The organism is Actinospineispora eucalypti (genome assembly GCF_039543365.1).
In the GTDB taxonomy this organism is placed as follows: Bacteria; Actinomycetota; Actinomycetes; order Mycobacteriales; family Pseudonocardiaceae; genus Pseudonocardia; species Pseudonocardia eucalypti.
The window spans coordinates 93,861-112,907 of sequence record NZ_BAABJP010000003.1 but is presented as its reverse complement, the minus strand read 5'-3'; the positions used below and the strand labels follow the sequence as shown (position 1 = coordinate 112,907).

The 19,047-nt window shown below is 72.9% G+C and carries 21 protein-coding genes; 14 read left to right on the top strand and 7 right to left on the bottom strand.

Going from position 1 to position 19,047, the window contains the following annotated elements:
- Positions 1-11: 11 nt before the first annotated feature.
- Both aztC and aztB read right to left on the bottom strand, forming a co-directional pair.
- The gene (gene aztC / locus ABEB12_RS04850; protein WP_185064769.1) at positions 12-938 is read right to left on the bottom strand and encodes a zinc ABC transporter substrate-binding protein AztC; all 927 of its coding nucleotides are present in this window, start codon (positions 936-938) and stop codon (positions 12-14) included.
- Positions 935-2,908, bottom strand: coding sequence for a zinc ABC transporter permease AztB (gene aztB, locus ABEB12_RS04845; RefSeq protein ID WP_185064770.1), 1,974 nt, complete (start codon positions 2,906-2,908; stop codon positions 935-937). The genes aztC and aztB overlap by 4 nt, the downstream gene beginning before the upstream one ends.
- Before the next feature lie 24 nt (positions 2,909-2,932).
- On the opposite strand from aztB, the gene aztA reads away from it, so the two are divergent.
- Both aztA and ABEB12_RS04835 read left to right on the top strand, forming a co-directional pair.
- Positions 2,933-3,592 carry a zinc ABC transporter ATP-binding protein AztA gene (aztA, locus tag ABEB12_RS04840; RefSeq protein WP_185064771.1) on the top strand — a complete coding sequence of 220 codons (660 nt, stop codon included), beginning with the start codon at positions 2,933-2,935 and terminating at the stop codon, positions 3,590-3,592.
- Positions 3,593-3,600: 8 nt separating this feature from the next.
- Positions 3,601-4,218, top strand: a complete 618-nt coding sequence (locus ABEB12_RS04835; protein WP_185064772.1) for a methyltransferase domain-containing protein — start codon at positions 3,601-3,603, stop codon at positions 4,216-4,218.
- A gap of 3 nt (positions 4,219-4,221) precedes the next feature.
- On the opposite strand, the gene ABEB12_RS04830 is transcribed toward ABEB12_RS04835, so the two are convergent.
- From ABEB12_RS04830 to ABEB12_RS04820, 3 genes are read right to left on the bottom strand one after another with little or no spacing between them, the layout of a single operon-like run.
- Positions 4,222-6,276 carry an acyltransferase family protein gene (locus ABEB12_RS04830; RefSeq protein WP_185064773.1) on the bottom strand — a complete coding sequence of 685 codons (2,055 nt, stop codon included), beginning with the start codon at positions 6,274-6,276 and terminating at the stop codon, positions 4,222-4,224.
- Positions 6,273-6,437 (bottom strand): hypothetical protein, encoded by a 165-nt coding sequence (locus tag ABEB12_RS04825; RefSeq protein ID WP_185064774.1) that lies wholly within the window; start codon positions 6,435-6,437, stop codon positions 6,273-6,275. Before ABEB12_RS04825 ends, ABEB12_RS04830 begins: the two co-directional genes overlap by 4 nt.
- Before the next feature lie 40 nt (positions 6,438-6,477).
- Positions 6,478-6,897: a hypothetical protein gene (locus ABEB12_RS04820; protein WP_185064775.1), complete on the bottom strand. Its 420-nt coding sequence runs from the start codon at positions 6,895-6,897 to the stop codon at positions 6,478-6,480.
- An 876-nt stretch (positions 6,898-7,773) separates the two neighbouring features.
- On the opposite strand from ABEB12_RS04820, the gene ABEB12_RS04815 reads away from it, so the two are divergent.
- The 5 genes from ABEB12_RS04815 to ABEB12_RS04795 all read left to right on the top strand — a co-directional run bounded on the left by ABEB12_RS04815 (position 7,774) and on the right by ABEB12_RS04795 (position 12,993).
- Positions 7,774-8,775, top strand: coding sequence for a zinc-binding alcohol dehydrogenase family protein (locus ABEB12_RS04815; protein ID WP_185064776.1), 1,002 nt, complete (start codon positions 7,774-7,776; stop codon positions 8,773-8,775).
- A 115-nt stretch (positions 8,776-8,890) separates the two neighbouring features.
- Complete coding sequence (locus ABEB12_RS04810; RefSeq protein ID WP_185064777.1) at positions 8,891-9,454, top strand: AAA family ATPase; 564 nt, start codon at positions 8,891-8,893, stop codon at positions 9,452-9,454.
- 69 nt (positions 9,455-9,523) lie between these two features.
- The gene (gene ffh / locus ABEB12_RS04805; RefSeq protein WP_185064778.1) at positions 9,524-11,038 is read left to right on the top strand and encodes a signal recognition particle protein; all 1,515 of its coding nucleotides are present in this window, start codon (positions 9,524-9,526) and stop codon (positions 11,036-11,038) included.
- Positions 11,035-12,234: an amidohydrolase family protein gene (locus ABEB12_RS04800; RefSeq protein WP_185064779.1), complete on the top strand. Its 1,200-nt coding sequence runs from the start codon at positions 11,035-11,037 to the stop codon at positions 12,232-12,234. Before ffh ends, ABEB12_RS04800 begins: the two co-directional genes overlap by 4 nt.
- A 3-nt stretch (positions 12,235-12,237) precedes the next feature.
- Entirely contained in the window at positions 12,238-12,993 is a 756-nt protein-coding gene (locus ABEB12_RS04795; RefSeq protein ID WP_185064780.1) for a CPBP family glutamic-type intramembrane protease, read from the top strand.
- On the opposite strand, the gene ABEB12_RS04790 is transcribed toward ABEB12_RS04795, so the two are convergent.
- On the bottom strand, positions 12,990-13,727 hold the full coding sequence (locus tag ABEB12_RS04790; RefSeq protein ID WP_185064781.1) for a glucose 1-dehydrogenase: 738 nt from the start codon (positions 13,725-13,727) through the stop codon (positions 12,990-12,992). The two genes, ABEB12_RS04795 and ABEB12_RS04790, sit on opposite strands and share 4 nt — an antisense overlap.
- 91 nt (positions 13,728-13,818) lie before the next feature.
- Between ABEB12_RS04790 and ABEB12_RS04785 the strand changes: the two genes are divergently transcribed.
- Positions 13,819-14,439 carry a TetR/AcrR family transcriptional regulator gene (locus tag ABEB12_RS04785; RefSeq protein WP_345702568.1) on the top strand — a complete coding sequence of 207 codons (621 nt, stop codon included), beginning with the start codon at positions 13,819-13,821 and terminating at the stop codon, positions 14,437-14,439.
- Positions 14,440-14,682: 243 nt separating this feature from the next.
- Here ABEB12_RS04785 and ABEB12_RS04780 read toward each other — a convergent pair whose 3' ends face one another.
- The gene (locus ABEB12_RS04780; protein WP_185064783.1) at positions 14,683-15,426 is read right to left on the bottom strand and encodes an arginase family protein; all 744 of its coding nucleotides are present in this window, start codon (positions 15,424-15,426) and stop codon (positions 14,683-14,685) included.
- A gap of 32 nt (positions 15,427-15,458) precedes the next feature.
- Between ABEB12_RS04780 and ABEB12_RS04775 the strand changes: the two genes are divergently transcribed.
- The 6 genes from ABEB12_RS04775 to rplS all read left to right on the top strand — a co-directional run bounded on the left by ABEB12_RS04775 (position 15,459) and on the right by rplS (position 19,025).
- The gene (locus tag ABEB12_RS04775; RefSeq protein WP_185064784.1) at positions 15,459-16,232 is read left to right on the top strand and encodes a 5-oxoprolinase subunit PxpA; all 774 of its coding nucleotides are present in this window, start codon (positions 15,459-15,461) and stop codon (positions 16,230-16,232) included.
- Between the two features lie 131 nt (positions 16,233-16,363).
- The gene (gene rpsP / locus ABEB12_RS04770) at positions 16,364-16,852 is read left to right on the top strand and encodes a 30S ribosomal protein S16 (RefSeq protein WP_185064785.1); all 489 of its coding nucleotides are present in this window, start codon (positions 16,364-16,366) and stop codon (positions 16,850-16,852) included.
- 55 nt (positions 16,853-16,907) lie between these two features.
- Positions 16,908-17,147 carry an RNA-binding protein gene (locus tag ABEB12_RS04765; RefSeq protein ID WP_028924861.1) on the top strand — a complete coding sequence of 80 codons (240 nt, stop codon included), beginning with the start codon at positions 16,908-16,910 and terminating at the stop codon, positions 17,145-17,147.
- Positions 17,148-17,157: 10 nt separating this feature from the next.
- The gene (rimM, locus tag ABEB12_RS04760) at positions 17,158-17,688 is read left to right on the top strand and encodes a ribosome maturation factor RimM (protein WP_185064786.1); all 531 of its coding nucleotides are present in this window, start codon (positions 17,158-17,160) and stop codon (positions 17,686-17,688) included.
- A 63-nt stretch (positions 17,689-17,751) separates the two neighbouring features.
- Positions 17,752-18,504 carry a tRNA (guanosine(37)-N1)-methyltransferase TrmD gene (trmD, locus tag ABEB12_RS04755; protein WP_185064787.1) on the top strand — a complete coding sequence of 251 codons (753 nt, stop codon included), beginning with the start codon at positions 17,752-17,754 and terminating at the stop codon, positions 18,502-18,504.
- Between the two features lie 161 nt (positions 18,505-18,665).
- On the top strand, positions 18,666-19,025 hold the full coding sequence (gene rplS / locus ABEB12_RS04750; protein WP_185064788.1) for a 50S ribosomal protein L19: 360 nt from the start codon (positions 18,666-18,668) through the stop codon (positions 19,023-19,025).
- The last annotated feature ends 22 nt before the right edge of the window (positions 19,026-19,047 follow it).

The window sequence follows — 19,047 nt, the reverse complement described above, 5'->3', positions numbered from 1 at the left end:
TGGTTATCGTTTTACAACTGGGTTCTGAGTCCTTCGACGATCCGGGTGGTGTTGGTGCGCATCATGTCCAGGTAGGTGGCGGCGGCCGTGCCGGGAAGGTCCAGCGACTCCGAGTAGAGGCTCACCACCGACACCCGCAGCCCGGTTTCCCGGGCCAGCACCTGGGTCAGCCGGTCCGGCCGGGACGAGTCGGCGAAGATCGCGCCCACCCCGGCGGCCCGGATCGCGCCGGCCAGGTTCGCCAGGTCGGAGGCGCTGGGTGAGGCCAGCGTGGTGCCGCTGGGGATCACCGCGCCGATGACCCGCAGGTCGTAGCGCCGGGCCAGGTAGCCGAACACGTGGTGGTTGGTCACGAGTGCGCGCCGGCTCGGCGGGATGCGGGCGAACTCGCCGGCCATCCAGGCGTCCAGTTCGCGCAGCCGGCCGGTGTACTCGGCCGCCCTGGCCCGCACCGCCGCCGGGTCCACCCCGTCCACGTGCGCGGTGACCGCCTCGGCGATCCGCTCGGTGGCCGTGACCATGCGCGCCGGGTCGGTCCAGAAGTGCGGGTCCGGCCGGCCCGCCTGGTCTCCCTCGCCGTAGCGCAGCGGCTGGACGTGCTCGCCCACCGCGAGGGTCGGCACCCCCTGGGCCCGGGCCGCTTCCACGTGCCGGGCCAGGCCCTCCTCGAGGCCGAGGCCGTTGTGGACCACCAGCTCGGCTCGTTCCAGCTCGGCGGCCTGTTGGGCGGAGATGCCGAACGAGTGCGGATCGGCGTTCGGTTGCATCAGCACCAGCACGTCGACGCCGGGCGGCACGACGTTGGCCACCACGTCGCCCAGGATGTTGGTGGTGACCACCACGGTCGGCCGATCGCCGCCCGGCGTCCCGGCGCAGCCGGCCACCAGTGCGGCGGCCACCGCCCCGGCCAGCGCACAGAGGAGTGCTCGCCGCCTCATCGCCCGGTCTCCACCACGAGGGCCGGCCGGACGGCCGGGGTGAAGGTGCGGGCCACCCGCAGCCGGTCGGCGTAGTCGATCTCGCGGATGACCTCGCCGGAACCGAGGTAGGCCCGGCTGCCGTCCACCTCCAGGGACGGCGCGGCCCCACCGAACGGCTCGGTGCTGGCCGTCACCTGGCCGGTGCGCTGGTCCAGGCCGTGCAGCCGGCCGTCCGCGTCCACCGCGAGCACCGTGCGGCCGTCGCCGACCGCGGCCGCCGTGACCATGGGCCTCGGGGTGTGCAGCAGGGTCCACCGGCGAGCCGGTACGTCCAGAACCCAGACGCCCTGGTCGCCGGCCACCGACGCCAGCGTGCCGGATCCCGGCCGGTGCCCGAAGGCGCGGGCGCGCGGTCCGGGATCCGGGTAGTTGATCGCCTCGAACCGGGGCGCGCCGTCCTCGCCGGCGGTGGCCAGCAGCGCGCCGCCCGCACAGCCGAACACCGCGCCGGCCCGGGTGACGGCGGGCCTGCTCGGCTCGGCGCAGTCGGCGCGGGCCAGCGGGGCGCCCGTGCCGTCGCGGGCGACCACCGCCGACGGCTCGGTGGCCAGGTACCGGCCCGAGAACGGCAGCACGAAGCCGTCGTGCGGCGCCAGCTGGAAACCGGCCAGCCGTTCCACCCGGCCCTCCTCCAGCTTCGCCAGGTCGTAGACGGCGGCCGTGCCGGTGGCCGGGTAGACCACGGCCAGCTTCCCGTCGTTGCCCAGTGCGGCGCCCGGCGCGGACTCGCTGTCGATCCGGGCACGCACCGCCGGCTCCCGCCGGTAGTAGTGCTTGTGGTCGCCGTGGTCCACCGTCCACGCCCCGCCGTCCACCACGTGCAGGGCGTTGCCCGAGCTCAGGTAGGCGAAGCGGCCGTCCTGGGTGAGTCGGTCCGGCCGGTCGAAGGTGCCCAGCGGCCGGGTGCGTTCCTCGCTCAGGTCCAGCACCTCGAGCCGGCCGGCCGGGTCGGCGTAGACCAGCCGGGTCTGCGGCTCGGCCATCTCCTCGGCGCCCGGCACGTAGCCGTGCGGCGGTTCGGCCTTCGGCTCGGGAACCGGCCCGGAGGCGCAGCCGGCCAGCAGCAGGCACCCGGCGGCCAGCGGGGCGATTTTGAACCCCGCCCGGCCCGTCCGTCGCCAGGACACCCGCCGCGCGGCCAGCGAGACGAAGAACAGCAGCACCGCGACCGCCGCGATGGTGGCGCCGGCCGCCGTGCCCGCATGCCAGGAGACCAGCAGCCCGGCCACCGTGGCCAGCGCGCCGAACCCGGTGGCCAGCGCCATGATCGACGGCACCCGGTTCGCCCACAGCGCGGCGGTGGCGGGCGGCGCGATGAGCAGCCCGACCACCAGCAGGGTGCCCACCGCCTGGTACGAGGCCACGATGGTGACCGTGATCAGCCCCAGCTGCAGGTAGTGCGCGCGAGCCGGGTGCAGGCCCAGCGTGGCGGCCTTGCGCGGGTCGAAGGCGAGCGCCAGGAACGGCCGGTAGCCGGCCAGCGAGACTACCGAGGCCAGCGCCAGCGCGCCGAGCAGCAGGCCGATGTCCGACCAGCGCATGGCCAGGATGTCGCCGAACAGGATCGCGGTGAGGTCGACCGCGAACGACCGGGAGCGCGAGACGATCACCACGCCGAGCGCCAGCATGCCCACGAACAGCAGCGCGATCGCGGTGTCCTGAGACAGCCTGGACCGCCGGCCGACCAGGGTGACCCCGGCGGTCATCGCCGCCGCGCTGGCCGCCGCGCCGAGCAGCGGGTGCGCGCCGAACAGCATGGCCAGGCCCACCCCGGGCAACATGCCGTGCGACAGCGCCTCGCCCAGGAACGCCATGCCGCGCAGCACCACCCAGGTGCCGACCAGGGCGCACAGCGCGCTCACCAACAGCCCGCCGCACAGCGCGCGGAACACGAACGACACCTCGAACGGCGCAATCAACCAGTCCATCCGGCTAATCTACAATGATTATCAATGCCAACAACTGGAATTGAACTGGCCGGGGTGAGCTTCGGCTACCCGGGGCGCCCGGTGTTCGAGGGGCTGACGCTGCGGCTGCCCCCGGCCGCCGTGACCGCGCTGACCGGGCCGAACGGTTCGGGCAAGTCGACGCTGCTGGGCCTGGTGGCCGGGCTGCACGCGCCGTCGTCGGGGAAGGTCACCGGGGTCACCGAGGTGGCCTACGTGCCGCAGCACAGCCTGGTCGGCGACGCGCTGCCGATCACCGTGCGGGACGCGGTGGCCATGGGGCGCTGGGCCCGCCGGGGCGCCTGGCGGCCGCTGACCAGGCGGGACCGGCTGGTGGTGGCCGATTGCCTGGAGCTGCTCGACATCACCGACCTGGCCCGCCGGCGGCTCGGCGCGCTCTCCGGCGGGCAGCGCCAGCGGGCGCTGGTGGCCCAGGGCCTCGCCCAGGGCGCCCCGGTGCTGCTGCTGGACGAGCCGTCCGCCGGCATCGACGCGCCGGCCCGCGAGCGGATCGCGGCGGCCATAGGCGAGCAGGCCCGGCGCGGGGTGACCGTGCTGCACGCCACCCACGACCCGGCCGACGCGGACCGGGCCGACTACCGGCTCGCGCTCACCGGTGCCCGTCCACTGGCCGGCCGGTTGCGGGTGATCCGTAGCGCGCGATAATCCGCGTCATGGGGTTCTACGAGGACCAGGTCGTGCCGAGGATCGTCAACGTGGCCTGCGGGACCAAGCTGCTCGCGCCGCTGCGCGCGCGGGCCTGCGCGGACCTGGCCGGGGACGTGCTGGAGATCGGCTTCGGGTCGGGGCTCAACGTGCCGTTCTACCCGGCGGCGGTGACCAGCGTTTCGGCGGTGGAGCCGGCCGACCTGGGCTGGCGGCTGGCCCGGCGGCGGCTGGACGCGGCGCGCGTCCCGGTCAACCGGTCGGGGTTGGACGGGCAGTCGCTGCCCTTCGCCGACGACAGCTACGACGCCGCGCTGTGCACCTACACGCTGTGCACCATCCCGGACGCGGCGGCCGCGTTGCGCGAGGTGCGCCGGGTGCTCAAACCCGGCGGCACTCTGCGCTTCCTCGAGCACGGCCGGGCGCCGGACGAGGGCGTGCGGCGCTGGCAGCATCGGCTGGAGCCGATGCAGAAGCGGCTCTTCGGCGGCTGCCACCTGACCCGGAGCGTGCCGGACCTGCTCACCTCGGCCGGCTTCACGGTGACCGAGCTGGACGCGTTCTACCAGCCGGGCGCGCCCAAGCCGTACTCCGCGATGTCCCTGGGCGCGGCCACCGCTCCGTAGCCCTCACGAGGGTGAGTTGCGCGCGTGGTAGTCGTTCAGCGCGCGGTCGATCTCCCGCTCCACCGCGGGCGCCATGCTGGTCAGGTAGGTCGCGCTGACGTGGTTGTCGTCCATGTAGACGGACACGTTGCCGATCACCGGCGGGCACTGTTCGGGGTCGCAGTAGTAGTCGGTGAAGTCCAGGAACGACACGTTGGCCGGCACGTCGGGCAGCTCGGCGTAGGGCGGCACCGGCGCGAGCAGCTCGGCCCGCCGGCCGGCGCAGTGCGGCGCGTCCGGGCCGTGCTCCCGCACGCAGCGCGGCGGCGAGAAGTCGAACCGGGGGTTGTCCCGGACCGCCAGTACCGGGATCGGCCGGTCCTCGCCGTCCAGCCGGCGCCATTCGGCGACGAAGCCCGGCGGGGTGCGCTCGGTCAGGCCGGCCCGCACGTCGCGGGTGGCCATGGTGAGCACCGCGTCCGGGCGCTGTGCGAGCAGCTCGTCGGCAGCGGCTGTCGTCCAGTCCCGGCAGGCCTGGTCGGCCGGGTCGATCTCCGCGTCGGAGGAGAACGGGCAACCGGGCCGGGACAGCACGATCAGCTGCCAGTCCCGGCGGGCCGCGATCGGCCGCAGCGCGGCGAGGAACTGGGTGGGGTGCGAGTCGCCGACCACCGCCAGCCGCAAGGCCGGCTCACCGGCGGTCGGCGAGGTGCACACCTCCAGCTCCCCATCGCGCGTTTCGCAGCGCAGGCCGGCCAGGCCCGCCCAGTCGCCGGGCAGCGCGATCGGTGAGGGCGCGGGCGGCACGTCCGGCTCGCCCCAGTACTCGAAGCCCGGCTCCATGGCCAGCGCGCCGGGGTGGTTCGGGTCGTCCACGGCCAGTGCGTACGAGTTCGCCCGCTGCCAGCCGATCAGCTGCCAGGCCCCGGCGGCGAGCAGCGTCGGGACCAGGGTGGCGGCGGCCAGCCGGGCCAGCGTGCGCGGCTGGGCGGCGGGGCAGTCCAGCAGTTCACGGGTCGCGGCGGCGAGCAGCACGGACAGCCCGACGACCAGCAGGCCATCGATCACGCCCGGTTCCGTGCGCTTCGCGGCGACCAGGAAGAACACCAGCACCGGCCAGTGCCAGAGGTAGAGCGGGTAGCTGATGTCGGCCAGGTAGCGCGCCGACCGGCTGGTGAGCAGGCGATCGGCGCCTGGGGGCGCCGTCCTGGGTCGGGCGCCCGGTTCGGCGGCCGACGGGGACACGGCGCCTCCACCCGGGGTGCCGCCGATCAGGACGGCGGCCGCCGCCAGGGTCGGCCACAGCGCCGCGTAGCCGGGGAAATCCGTGCCCACCCGAAGCACGAGCCCACACGCCACCAGGCCCAGCACCCCCAGCCAGCCCAGGGCGATCCGGGCCGGCCGGGGCACCGTGAGCCGGTCGATCACCAACGCGAGCAGGCCGCCCAGGGTGAACTCCCAGACCCGGGTGAGCGAGTCGAAGTAGGCCAGCTGCTGGTTGGCCGAGGTCAGCCAGACCGAGTACGCCAGCGAACCCCCGGTGACGGCCAGCAGCGCCGCGCCGACCACCGGCCGGGGCGCCCATCCCCGGCGGCGGCCGGCGGCCACCACGATGGCCGCCAACGCCGGCCAGACCAGGGTGAACTGGCCCTGCACGGAAAGCGACCAGAAATGCTGGACGGGGCTCGCCCCGACGTGCTCGGAGAAATAATCGGCGGAGTCGTGGACGAGCTGCCAGTTCTCCACGAAGAGCGCGGCGGCGAATACTTCACGAATTGTCTGGGACCATTGTTCGGGCGGTAGTATCAATGCGCCGAAAACGACGCAGGCGAGCAGTACCACCGTCGCCGCCGGGAGCAGCCGGCGCAGCGTCCGCCCGTACAGCGCGCCGAGCGCGAACCGTCCGTCCTCCAGCGCCCGCACGACCTGTCCGGTCAGCAGGAAACCTGTGAGTAGGAAGAACACGTCGACCCCGCCGGACACCCGACCCAGCCACACGTGATAGACGACCACCAGCGCGGCGGCCAACGCGCGCAGCCCGTGCAGCTCGGGCCGGTAGTGAACCGTCGGTTTCGTCATGCGCTGCTCAGCACGCCGTATGCGGCGCCGAACATGCCGGCGACGTTCAGTGCCATAAATCCGAAAACGCCGAGAATTGAGTCGTCACGAACCATCATGAGAACGAGCATCACGACGCCGGAAACGGTCAGTAAAACGCTCAGGACAAATGAGATGAGCATGCAAAAGATCCCTTGGATAAAAGGATTACGGAAAAGAGGGTTATCCGAGGGAAAGCGGTGGTGCGCGGTCGCGGCGTCGATCGGCGAACTTGGAGACCCGGTGACGGTCGCTGGCGGCCAGCGAGGCGGGGAACCGGCCCGGCCCGGCTTCGCGCCGCGCGCCGGCCTCGTGGTCCGCCAGCAGCTGCCAGCCCGCCGCGCCCCGGTTCTGGTCGGTCAGGTACTGCCGGTTCGACGCCGGGCGGGTGCCGGCGGAGTCCGGCGCGGACGACAGTCCGCGCAGCTCACCGCCGGTGTTGACCGGCGCCCGGACGAACTGCGCGGCGCCTCCGCCGAGGCCGGGACCGGGACCGGGGGACTCGGCCGACTCGGCCGCGGCGGCCAGATGGCCGAAGCCCAGCGTCAGCAGGACCGCGAGCAGCGGGATCGCCGGCCACCGCCGCCACGCCCGTTGCCGCACCTCGCACCTCCTGATCCGCCCGTACCTTACGTGAGCCCGATCGTTCGGGATCTCGCCCCGTTGCGTCACGCGAGGGGTTGGGTTCGAAGACCGCAGGGAATGGGGTGCGCCGCGGGTTTGGCGCCGGCCGTCGCGTCGCACGAGGGGTCGGGTTCCAAGATCGCGGGGAATGGGGTGCGCCGCGGGTTCGGCGTCGCCCGTAGCGTCGCGCGAGGGGGTGGGTTCGAAGATCGCCGGGACGGCGGGGCTTGGGTGCGCCGCGGGTTTGGCGCCGCCCGTCGCGTCGCGCGAGGGGGTGGGTTCGAAGATCGCCGGGACGGCGGGGCCTGAGTGCGCCGCGGGTTCGGCGTCGCCCGTCGCGTCGGGTTGGGGGTGGGCTCGAAGCCGACGGGACGGCGCGGTTTGGCGCCACTCCCGGGCTTGGGTGCGGGCCGTCGCCTCACGCGGGTTTACGGACCGTAGCGGCGCGACGGGGCTTTCTCGGGCGCGTCCTCATCGAGTGGCAGCCCAGTCGCCCATTTCGTGATCAATAAGGCGACTGTGCTGCCACTCGGCGTGCGCACCGCCGCTACCGACGGGACGCGGCCCGGCCGGCGCTCACGCTGAGTAAGCGCTATGTGATGTGTGGGGCGGAAGTGTCGACGAACCGGGTGCGGCGGGCCGGCCAGGGCATCGAGCGCAAGCTGGGTCCGGTGTTCCCGCCCGGCGAACCGGACTCAGCTTGCGCTCGGCGCCGGACGACCGCAACGCACGGTGAGCAGCCTCGAGACCCGGGTCCCCAGCCAACCGGATGGCCGGGCAGCCACGCCGCGGCAGATCACCCAACGTCCCGCGTCCGGGCCATCCTTGAACCCGCACCGCTGGCAAGCTGAACGAATGCGCGCATGGGTGGTGCGGCGGCCAGGGCCGGACCCGGCGGAGTCGCTGGTACGAGCCGACCTGCCGATTCCCGAGCCGGGGCCGGGCGAGGTGCGGATCCGGGTGGAGGCCTGCGGGGTCTGCCGCACGGACCTGCACCTGGCGCTCGGCGAGCTGCCGCCGCGCCGGCCGGACACGGTGCCCGGACACGAGGTGGTCGGGGTCGTGGAGGCGCGCGGTCCGGGGGCGGACCGGTTCCGGGAGGGGGACCGGGTGGGCATCGCCTGGCTGCGGTCGACCTGCGGGCGTTGCCGGTTCTGCCGCACCGGCCGGGAGAACCTGTGCCCGGACGCCGCCTTCACCGGCTGGCACGCCGACGGCGGGTACGCGGAGTTCGCGCTGGTCCCGGAGGCCTACGCGTACCGGATGCCGGCCGGGCTGGACCCGGTGGCCGCCGCTCCGCTGCTGTGCGCCGGCATCGTGGGTTACCGCGCGTTGAAGCGGGCGGAGCTGCCGCCCGGCGGCCGGCTGGGCATCTACGGGTTCGGCGCGTCCGCGCACGTGGTGGCCCAGGTGGCGATCGGCCAGGGCGCCGAGGTGCACGTCCTCACCCGCTCCGAACCCGCTCGCGAGCTGGCGTTGCGCCTCGGCGCGGCCTCGGCCCGCCCGGCCGAGCAGGGTCCGCCGGATCCGCTGGACGCGGCGCTGCTGTTCGCCCCGGTCGGGGACCTGGTGCCGGTGGCGCTGCGTGCGCTGGACGCCGGCGGCACGCTGGCCGTGGCCGGCATCTACCTCACCGACATCCCGGGGCTGAACTACGACGCCGAGCTGTTCCGGGAGAAGCAGCTGCGCAGCGTCACCGCGAACACCCGCGCCGACGGCGAGGAGTTCCTCCGCCTGGCCGCCGCGCTGGCAATCCACCCGGAGGTGGACCGGCGCCCGCTGAGCGCGGCCGCGCACACCGTCAAGGACCTCGCCGAGGACCGGATCACCGGCGCGGCCGTACTCGTCCCGGAGTGACCGACTCGGCCTGCTGAAGTGACCGAATCGGATCTGGGGGGATTCGGAACGATGTGGGGCGGCCGTCCGTTGGGTGTTAGTGACGGTGCTCGCTGGTGGACCAACTGTGCTGGCCGTGGCGGACCGATCGTTGGTGCTGGTGTCCGGGATTCCCGGCGCCGGCAAGAGCCGCCTGTTACGCGGGCTGCGCACCACCGGGCCCGAGCCGGCGGTGCTCGACTCGGACCTCGTCCGGGAGCGGATGGAGGCCCGCCTGCCGGCCGGCACGGCGTACCGCTGGTACCGGCCGCTGGTTCACCTTTGCTACCGGTTTCAGGTGCTGCTGGCCATGTTCGGCCTGGTCGGGCCGCTGGTGGTGCACCTGCCGGCGACCGGTGTTTTCACGCGCGCCGCGATGCTGACGGTGGCGGTGCTCGCGCTGCGCCGCCCGTACCTGATCTGGTTGGACGTGGACCCGACGGAGGCCCGGCGGGGGCAGTTCAGCCGGGGGCGGGTGCTCGGCGAGCGCTGTTTCAAGCGGCACGCGCGCCGGGGCACCGAGTTCGTGCGCCGGCTCCGCGAGGGGTACCGCCCGCCGGGCTGGTCCGGCGTGCTGGTGCTCGACCGCCGCCAGGCCGGCCGGGGACTCGTGCTGGCCGGCAACGCCCACCAACGCCCGGACGACACCACACTCATCTAGGCTCGTGGGGACACGCGTGCCGCGACACGCGAAAGATCCCGCACGACGAGCTGGAAGCGACTTCTCACCGTGTTCGACACCCTCTCCGAGCGCCTCACCGGTGCACTGCGCGATCTGCGCGGCAAGGGTCGGCTCTCCGATGCCGACATCGACGCCACCTGCCGCGAGATCCGCATCGCGCTGCTCGAGGCGGACGTGGCCCTGCCGGTCGTGCGCGCCTTCGTGGCGAAGATCAAGGAACGGGCCAAGGGCGCCGAGGTGTCCGCCGCGCTGAACCCGGCCCAACAGGTCGTCAAGATCGTCAACGAGGAGCTCATCGGCATCCTCGGCGGGGAGACCCGGCGGCTGAACCTGGCCAAGCAGGCGCCCAGCGTGATCATGCTGGCCGGCCTTCAGGGCTCCGGTAAGACCACGCTGGCCGGCAAGCTGGCCAAGTGGCTGGCCGGGCAGGGGCACACCCCGCTACTGGTGGCCTGCGACCTGCAGCGGCCGAACGCGGTGAACCAGCTGCAGATCGTCGGCGAGCGGGCCGGCGCCACCACCTTCGCCCCCGAGCCGGGCAACGGCGTCGGCGACCCGGTGGATGTCGCGGCGAAAGGCATCCGGTTCGCCCGGGAGAAGCAGTACGACACGGTCATCATCGACACCGCCGGCCGGCTGGGTGTGGACCAGGAGCTGATGGCCCAGGCCTCGGCGATCCGGGACGCGACCGACCCGGACGAGGTGCTGTTCGTGGTCGACGCCATGATCGGCCAGGACGCGGTGGCCACCGCCGAGGCGTTCCGGGACGGCGTCGGCTTCACCGGCGTGGTGCTGACCAAGCTGGACGGCGACGCCCGGGGTGGCGCGGCGCTGTCCGTGCGGGAGGTCACCGGCCAGCCGATCCTGTTCGCCTCGAACGGGGAGAAGCTGGAGGACTTCGACGTCTTCCACCCCGACCGGATGGCCAGCCGGATCCTGGGCATGGGCGACGTGCTCACCCTGATCGAGCAGGCCGAGCAGGTCTTCGACAAGGAGCAGGCCCAGCAGACCGCGAACAAGATCACCGCGGGCGAGCTGAGCCTGGAGGACTTCCTCGAGCAGATGCTGGCCATCCGCAAGATGGGGCCGATCGGCAACCTGCTCGGCATGCTGCCCGGCGCCAACACCGGCCAGATGAAGGAAGCGCTGTCCCAGGTCGACGACAAGCAGCTGGACCGCCTGCAGGCCATCATCCGGGGCATGACGCCCGCCGAGCGGGCCGACCCGAAGATCATCAACGGGTCCCGCCGGCTGCGCATCTCGAAGGGTTCCGGGGTCTCGGTCTCCGAGGTGAACGACCTGGTGAACCGGTTCTTCGAGGCCCGCAAGATGATGAAGCAGATGGCCGGCCAGTTCGGCTTCGGCGGGAAGCGGCAGTCCAAGACCCGCAAGGGCAAGAAGGTGAAGAACCGCAAGGGCAGCCAGGGCCGGCCGCGCCAGATGCCCGCGATGCCCGGCGGTATGCCTCCGGGCATGAACCAGGTGCCACCGGGCCTGGGCGGACTGAACGAGCTGTCCTCGGGCATCGACCCGACCAAGCTGAAGTTCCCGAAGTCCAAATGAGCGAGGCGTACCGGTTACGCGGCGTCCTGCTCCCGGAGGAGCGGGACACCGAGCTGTGGGTGGGCGCGGACGGGCGGCTGTCCGAGGAACCGATCCCGGGGGCGACCACGCTGGTCGACCGGGGCTGGATCGTGCCCGGGCTGGTCGACGCGCACTGCCACGTCGGCCTCGGCTCGAAGGGCGCAAAGACGCTGGACGAGGCGGCCGAGGACGCCATCACGGACCGGGACGCGGGGGCGCTGCTGCTGCGCGACTGCGGCTCCCCGCTGGACACCCGCCCGCTGCAGGGCCGCACCGATCTGCCCGTGATCATCCGGGCCGCCCGGCACATCGCCCGCCCGAAGCGGTACATCCCGGGGTTGGCGGTGGAGCTGGACGACCCCTGGCTGCTGCCCGGTGAGGTGGCCGAGCAGGCCAGGGCCGGGGATGGCTGGGTGAAGCTGGTCGGCGACTGGATCGACCGGTCGGAGGGCGACCTGACCCCGGTGTGGCCGGACGACGTGCTGGTGGAGGCGATCGAGGCGGCGCACGCCGAGGGCGCCAGGGTGACGGCGCACGTGTTCAGCGGCGCCGCCGCCGAGGGTCTGGTCCGGGCCGGCATCGACTGCCTGGAGCACGGCACCGGGCTGGCCGACGACCTGATCGACGAGATGGCCCGCCGGGGCACCGCGCTGGTGCCCACGCTGATCAACGTGGCCACCTTCCCGGGCATCGCCGACCAGGCGAAGAAGTACCCGGCCTACGCCGACCACATGCGGCGCCTGCACGCCGGGGCGTACGACACGGTCCGCCGCGCGGCGGAGGCCGGCGTCACCGTGTACGCCGGCACCGACGCCGGCGGCGGCATTGCGCACGGCCGGATCGCCGACGAGCTGCTGGCGCTGCACGAGGCCGGGCTGTCCGCGATCGACGCGCTGGCCGCCGGCAGCTGGGCGACGCGGGACTGGCTGGGTGCGCGGGCACTGGTTCCCGGCGCACCGGCCGACCTGGTGGTGTACCGCGCCGATCCCCGGGCCGACCTGACCACGGTGCGCGAGCCGTCCCTGGTCATGCTGGCCGGCCGCCCCGTGGTGACCGGCTCTGCCGCTAGCGGGCGCCTAGCTGGGCGCCCGACCCATGACGCCGGCTCCGCCAGCTCTGTCCCCGTCGGGCGCCTAACTGGGCGCCCGACCCACGACGCCGGCTCCGCCGGCTGACCGATGACCATCGAGAAGACCCCGGGCGAGCCTTCGCCGGCTTTACCGGAGTCGCCGACTCCCCGGTGGGGGCTGGGCGCCTACCTGCTGGTCGAGGCCGTGTTCCTGGGCGTATCGGTGCTGCTGGTGCTGCCCTACGTCAACCAGCCGGACGCCAAGCCGCCGCCGTGGGTGCTGCTGCTCAGCCTGAGCGTGCCCACCGTGCTGGCTGCGTCGGTGGCGCTGTTGCTCACCCAGTGGCGCGGTGGCGGACCGGTGCGCGACCTGGGCCTGCGCTTCGAACCGGGTGACCTGCGGCTGGGCCTGATGTACGGCCTCGGCGGGTTGGTGCTGACCATCCCGGCGGCCGCGCTCTGGTCGGCGGTGGTCGGGCCGGGGGAGGCGAACGCGGCGGTGGCCGAGCTGTTCGCCGGGCAGCGGTTTGCCCTGCCGCTGGCGATCGGCGTGTTCCTGGCGGTGCTGCTGGTCGCGCCGATCTGCGAGGAGATCGTGTACCGGGGCCTGCTGTGGGGGGCCCTGGAGCGGGCCGGTGCGGCCCGCTGGTGGGCATTCAGCCTGACCACGCTGTGCTTCGCGCTGGCCCACTTCGAGTTCACCCGGACTCCGTTGCTCCTGATCATCTCGGTGCCCATCGGGCTGGCCCGGTTGTACACCGGCCGGCTGTGGGCCAGCGTGGTCGCGCACCAGATCAACAACCTGCTGCCGGCATTCGCGCTGCTCGGTCTGCTACTGGGCCTGCCCGGGCTGGAGAACATCTAAATAGCTGATCGGCCGCCGTCCACGGAGAGGATTGCGCCGTGGATGTTGGCGGCCTCGTCGCTGGCCAGGAAGACGACCGCCCGCGCAACCTCCTCGGGGGTGCTGGCCCGGCGCGACGGCACCTTGGCCAGGATCGGCGCCACGTGCTCGGTCAGCGCGGCGACCTTTTCCGTGCTGGTCGGGCCGGGGGCGACCGCGTTCACCCGCACGCCGGACGGGCCGTACTCGTCGGCCCAGGACTTGGTCATCGAGTGCATCGCGGCCTTGGTCATGCTGTAGAGCGCGGAACCGGCGCTGCCGAACAGGCCGTTGATCGAGCCCAGGTTCACGATCGCGCCCCGCCCCAGGGCCGCCATCCGGGGCGCGACCAACCCGGTGAGCAGGAACGCGGCCTTGACGTTCACCGCCAGCGCGCCGTCGACCAGTTCCTCGGGCACGTCGGCGGTGGGAGCCGGGTTGAGCAGCATCGCGGCGTTGTTCACCAGGATGTCCAGCGGACCGCTCGCGTCGGCAAGCTCGCGCACGGCCGCCCCGGTGCCCAGGTCGGCGGCGACGAATGTGGCGCGCCCGCCGGCCTCGGCGATCCCGGCGACCACCTTCTCGCCCCGGGCGGAGTTGCGGCCGCTGACCACGACGTGCGCACCCTCGGTGGCCAGGGCGCGGGCGATCGCCGCCCCGATGCCGTCGGTGGAACCGGTGACCAGGGCGTTTCGATCGCTCAGGCGTGCGGGCATTGCCGGTGCTCCTTTGGGCTGGTTACTGGCTTGCCAAGCCACGGTGCCCGAGAAAAAATGGACCAGCAAGTCCAATCTGAGGGAGCAACCGGTGACACTCACCCGCAAGGGAACCGCGACCCGGCGGCGGATCATCGAGGGCGCGGCCGAGGAGATCCGCGAGCGCGGCGTGACCGCGACCCTGGACGACATCCGCGCCCGCACCGGCACCAGCAAGAGCCAGCTGTTCCACTACTTTCCGGACGGCCGCGAGGAGCTGCTGCTGGCGGTGGCCCGGCACGAGGCGGACCTGGTGCTGGCCGACCAGCAGCCCCAGCTGTCCGACCTCGGCTCCTGGCCGGCCTGGTCGGCGTGGCGGGACGCGGTGCTGGCCCGGTACCGGGGGCAGGGTCAGTGTTGCCCGCTCAACGCCCTGCTCACCCAGCTCGGCCACACCACGCCCGGCGCCCAGGCCGTGGTCACCCAGTTGGTGCACCGCTGGCAGGCCGAGATCGCCGACGGCATCCGGCGTCTTCGCGACGCCGGGGAGGTGCCGCGGGAACTGGACGTGGACCGGACGGCGGCCGCGATCCTGGCCGGCATCCAGGGCGGAGTGGTCATGATGATGTCCACCGGCGACGACACCCACCTGGCCGCCGCGCTGGACCTGGGCATCGGCTACCTGCGCGCCAGCTCGGCCGTGCCGCTCCGGTTGGGTACGGCGCCGGTTTAAGAGATCGCTCGGACGGCGCCGGCTGGGCTTTGCCCGGCGAGAACTGAAGGGTGATCGTCATCTCTGGCGGTTCAGCCTCGATATTCGACGCTAAACCGCCACCAACGGCGATCACCCCCTTCCCGACCGGCGTCACCGCGCGTCACCGGAGCCGAACGCAACGGGCCGCACCCAAGCCGGCGCCAAGCCCAGCAGCGCCGTCTGAGCGATCTCTTAAACCGGCGTCGCACCCACCTGGCGCAATCAGCCGGTCAACCGGGCCAGCAGCTCGCGGCGGATGACCGCGTCTCCAGCCGAGCCGGGATGCCACGGGCACGCAATGTCCAGCCCAACCACCCGCCCACTCTCCAGCACCCGCTTCACCGCCGCGAGTGTCTCCCCGCTGGACGGCCCGCCAGCCGCCGGGAACCGCAACCCGGGCAGCTCGCCTCGGTCGATCACGTCCACGTCCACGTGCAGCAGGATCGGCCCGTCCGGCAACAGCGCGGGTTCCACCTCCGAAACGCCCAACCGCCGCACCCGCGCGGAGGCGAGGTATTCCACCTCGGCCGGGTCCAGGTCCCGTGCGTCCACCAGCACGGCGCGTTCCTCCGGCAGCGGGCGCAGCCCCAACGGCTCGGCCAGCTTCTCCTCGTGCGCACCCAACGCCAGCCGCAGGGCCAGGCCGCCGAGGTAGCCGGAGGTCGTGGTGTGCAGCGTGTGCACGTCCCCGTGCGCGTCGAACCAGACCAGCGCGGGGTCCAGGCCGGCGCGGTGCAGGCCGGTCAGCGTGCCCAGGGTCACCAGGCAGTCGCCGGAGACCACGGTGGGCATCCCGCCGGCCCGCTCGGCGACCGCATCGGCCACCGCGTCGTACAGCGCGGCCAGGCGTTGCCAGACGTCGCCCGCCGGGAGATCCGGTTCCACCCGCGACGGGTCCCCGGAAACCGGCAGGTCGCCGTCCGGGAGTCGCTGGTCCTGGTGGAACGGCACCAAGATCACGCTCACTCCCCGATATTAGAGCCCTATGATCGGCGGTCGTGCATCCTTTGGACCTGAACGCGGACCTCGGCGAGGGTTTCGGCAGCTGGAAGCTGGGCGACGACGAGGCCCTGCTCGGCGTGGTCACCTCGGCCAACGTGGCCTGTGGATTCCACGCCGGAGATCCCTCGATCATGCGCGGGGTCTGCGTCTCCGCCGCCGCGCGAGGGGTGGTCGTCGGCGCCCAGGTCTCCTACCGGGACCTGGCCGGCTTCGGCCGCCGGTTCATCGATGTCAACCCTGGTCAGCTGGCCGACGAGGTGCTGTACCAGATCGGCGCGCTGGACGCGTGCGCGCGGGCCGCCGGCACCCGGGTCGGCTACGTGAAACCGCACGGTGCCCTGTACAACGCCACCGTTCGGCACACCGGGCAGGCCCGCGCGGTGGCGGAGGGCGCTCGGGCGTTCGGTGCGCTGCCGATCCTCGGCCTGCCCGGGTCGGAGCTGCTCGCGGAGGCCGAGCGGGTCGGGCTGACGCCGGTGTTCGAGGCGTTCGCCGACCGGGGCTACACCCCCGAGGGCACCCTGGTGCCCCGGTCCTCCCCGGACGCGCTGCTGACCGGCACGGACGCCGTGGTGGAGCGTGCGGTCCGGCTGGCCGAGGCGGGAGAGATCGTCGCGGTGGACGGCACCGTGCTGCCCGTGCGCGCGCGATCGCTGTGCCTTCACGGGGACACCCCGGGGGCGGTGGAACACGCCCGGGCGGTCCGCGCCGCGCTGGAAGCCAAGGGCGTGACACCCGCTCCGTTCGCGTCTGGCAGAATGGTCGGCTGACCGCCGTGGCCCGGCCCTCTCCCCGTGCCGTGGTTCGACTCGCGCCGTAACCTCCGGTCTCCACACCGGCTGGTCCGACGCGGGTCCCGACCTGAATCAAGCAACACGATCCGCGAGGAGCAGCAAGACCCGTGGCAGTCAAGATCAAGCTGTTGAGGCTCGGCAAGATCCGCGCCCCCTACTACCGCATCGTGGTGGCGGACGCGCGTACCCGCCGCAGCGGCCGCGCCATCGAGACCATCGGCAAGTACCACCCCAAGAGCGACCCGAGCTTCATCGAGGTCGACTCCGAGCGCGCCCAGTACTGGCTGGGGGTCGGCGCGCAGCCCACCGAGCCGGTGCTGAACCTCCTGAAGATCACCGGTGACTGGCAGAAGTTCAAGGGCCTGCCCGGCGCCGAGGGCACGCTGCGCCAGCCGGCCCCGCCGGTGGACAAGCTGGCCCGGTTCAACGCCGCGCTGGCCGAGGCCGGCGGCGAGACCGCCGGCGACGCGACCACGCCCAAGAAGAAGGGCGAGGCCAAGGAGTCCAAGGACAACAAGGACGCCAAGGCCAAGAAGGACTCCGAGAAGGACGCCTCGAAGTCGGGTGCCGAGGCCCCGGCCGAGGCTGGGGCGTGAGCGGGGGAGCTTCCGTGTTGGGCACAGTGATCGAGCTGGTGTCCGGGGTTGACTCGTGAGCGCGCTGGTCGATGCCCTCGAGCACCTGGTGCGGGGGATTGTGGATCACCCGGACGAGGTCCAGGTGGAGCTGGTCACCACTCGCCGGGGGCGCACCCTGGAGGTTCGGGTGCACCCGGACGACCTGGGCAAGGTGATCGGTCGCGGTGGCCGTACGGCCACCGCGCTGCGCACCGTGATCAGTGGCGTGGGTGGCCGGGGCGTCCGGGTGGACGTGGTCGACACCGATCGCTGAGGGGCTCGCGTTGTCCGCGCCCGAGCGGCGCAGCGTGGTGGTCGGCCGGATCGGCCGGCCCCACGGCCTTCGCGGCGAGGTGAGCGTCACCGTGCGCACCGACGCACCGGAGACCCGGTTCGCGCCGGGCACGGTTTTCGACGTGCCCGGCGAACGCCTCACCGTGGCCGGTCACCGCTGGCACCGGGGTGTCCTGTTGCTGCGCCTGGACGGCATCGCCGACCGGGACGCCGCCGAGCGGTTGCGCGGCACGGTGCTCACCGTGGCCGTCGACGACCTTCCCCCGCCGGAGGACCCCGAGGAGTTCCACGACCACCAGCTGGTCGGCCTGCGTGCCGAACTGGCCGACGGCCGGCCGGCCGGGACCGTGCGGGACGTCCTGCACGGCCCGGCCGGCGAGCTGTTGGTGCTGGCCCGGGAGGGCCAGCCGGACGCGCTGGTGCCTTTCGTGCGGGACATCGTGCCGACGGTGGACCTCACGTCCGGCGTCCTCACCCTCACCCCACCCGAAGGCCTCCTCGACCTACCCCCCGAGACCTGATTCAGTCGCTTCAGCAGGCTGATTCAGTCACTTCAGCACATCGAGTGGCAGGATTTGCCCGGTATGCGGATCGACGTCGTCACCATCTTCCCCGGCTACCTGGCCCCGCTGCGCGAGGCGCTGGTGGGCAAGGCGATCACCGCCGGGCTGATCGAGCTGCGCGTACACAACCTGCGGGACTGGACGCACGACGTGCACCAGGCGGTGGACGACGCGCCGTACGGCGGCGGTCCCGGCATGGTCATGCGCCCCACCGTGTGGGGCGACGCGCTGGACGCCGTGTGCGCCGGCCCGGCCCCCCGGCTGGTGGTGCCCACCCCGGCCGGGCGGCCGTTCACCCAGGCCCTGGCCCGGGAGTACGCCACCGAGCCCAGGCTGGCGTTCGCCTGCGGCCGCTACGAGGGCATCGACCAGCGGGTCCTGGACGACGCGCGCCGCCGAATGGTGGTCGACGAGGTCTCCATCGGGGACTACGTGCTGGTCGGCGGCGAGGTCGCGGTGCTGGTCGTGGTGGAGGCGGTGGCCCGGCTGCTGCCCGGTGTGCTGGGCAACCCGGAGTCGGCCGAGCAGGACTCGTTCTCCGACGGCCTGCTGGAAGGACCCGCCTACACCCGGCCCGCCGAGTGGCGCGAGCTGGCCGTCCCGGACGTGCTGCGCGGCGGCGACCACGGCGCGATCGCCCGGTGGCGGCGGGAGCAGTCGCTGGCGCGCACCGCGTCGCGGCGTCCCGACCTGCTCGCCGCCCTGCCCCCCGGTGCGCTCACCGACCGGGACCGCGAGGTGCTCGACGCGCTGGGCGAACGCCCGGACCGGTAGCACCGATTTCAATCTGGGATATCTCGTCTGGCACACTGGACTGGTTGCTACCGCCCCGTGCAGGGGGCGCCGGACCCACCGGCGGACGCCGGTCGGGCGGCAGCACGCGAACGCTGGGCAACCAAACTTACGGTAATGACTCTGGAGAACGGACCTTCACGATGAACACCCTGGACGAACTGGACGCGACGTCGCTGCGGTCCGACATCCCGGACTTTCGCCCCGGCGACACCCTGAAGGTCCACGTCAAGGTCATCGAGGGATCCCGCTCGCGGGTCCAGGTGTTCCAGGGCGTGGTCATCCGCCGGCAGGGCGCCGGGCTGCGCGAGACCTTCACCGTGCGCAAGGTCTCCTTCGGCGTGGGCGTCGAGCGGACCTTCCCGGTGCACTCCCCGAACATCGCGCAGATCGAGGTCGCCACCCGTGGCGACGTGCGCCGCGCGAAGCTCTACTACCTCCGCGACCTCCGTGGCAAGGCCGCGAAGATCAAGGAAAAGCGGGAGACCCCGTCCGCCTCGTAGGCCCTGACCGAATCTCGGCCGT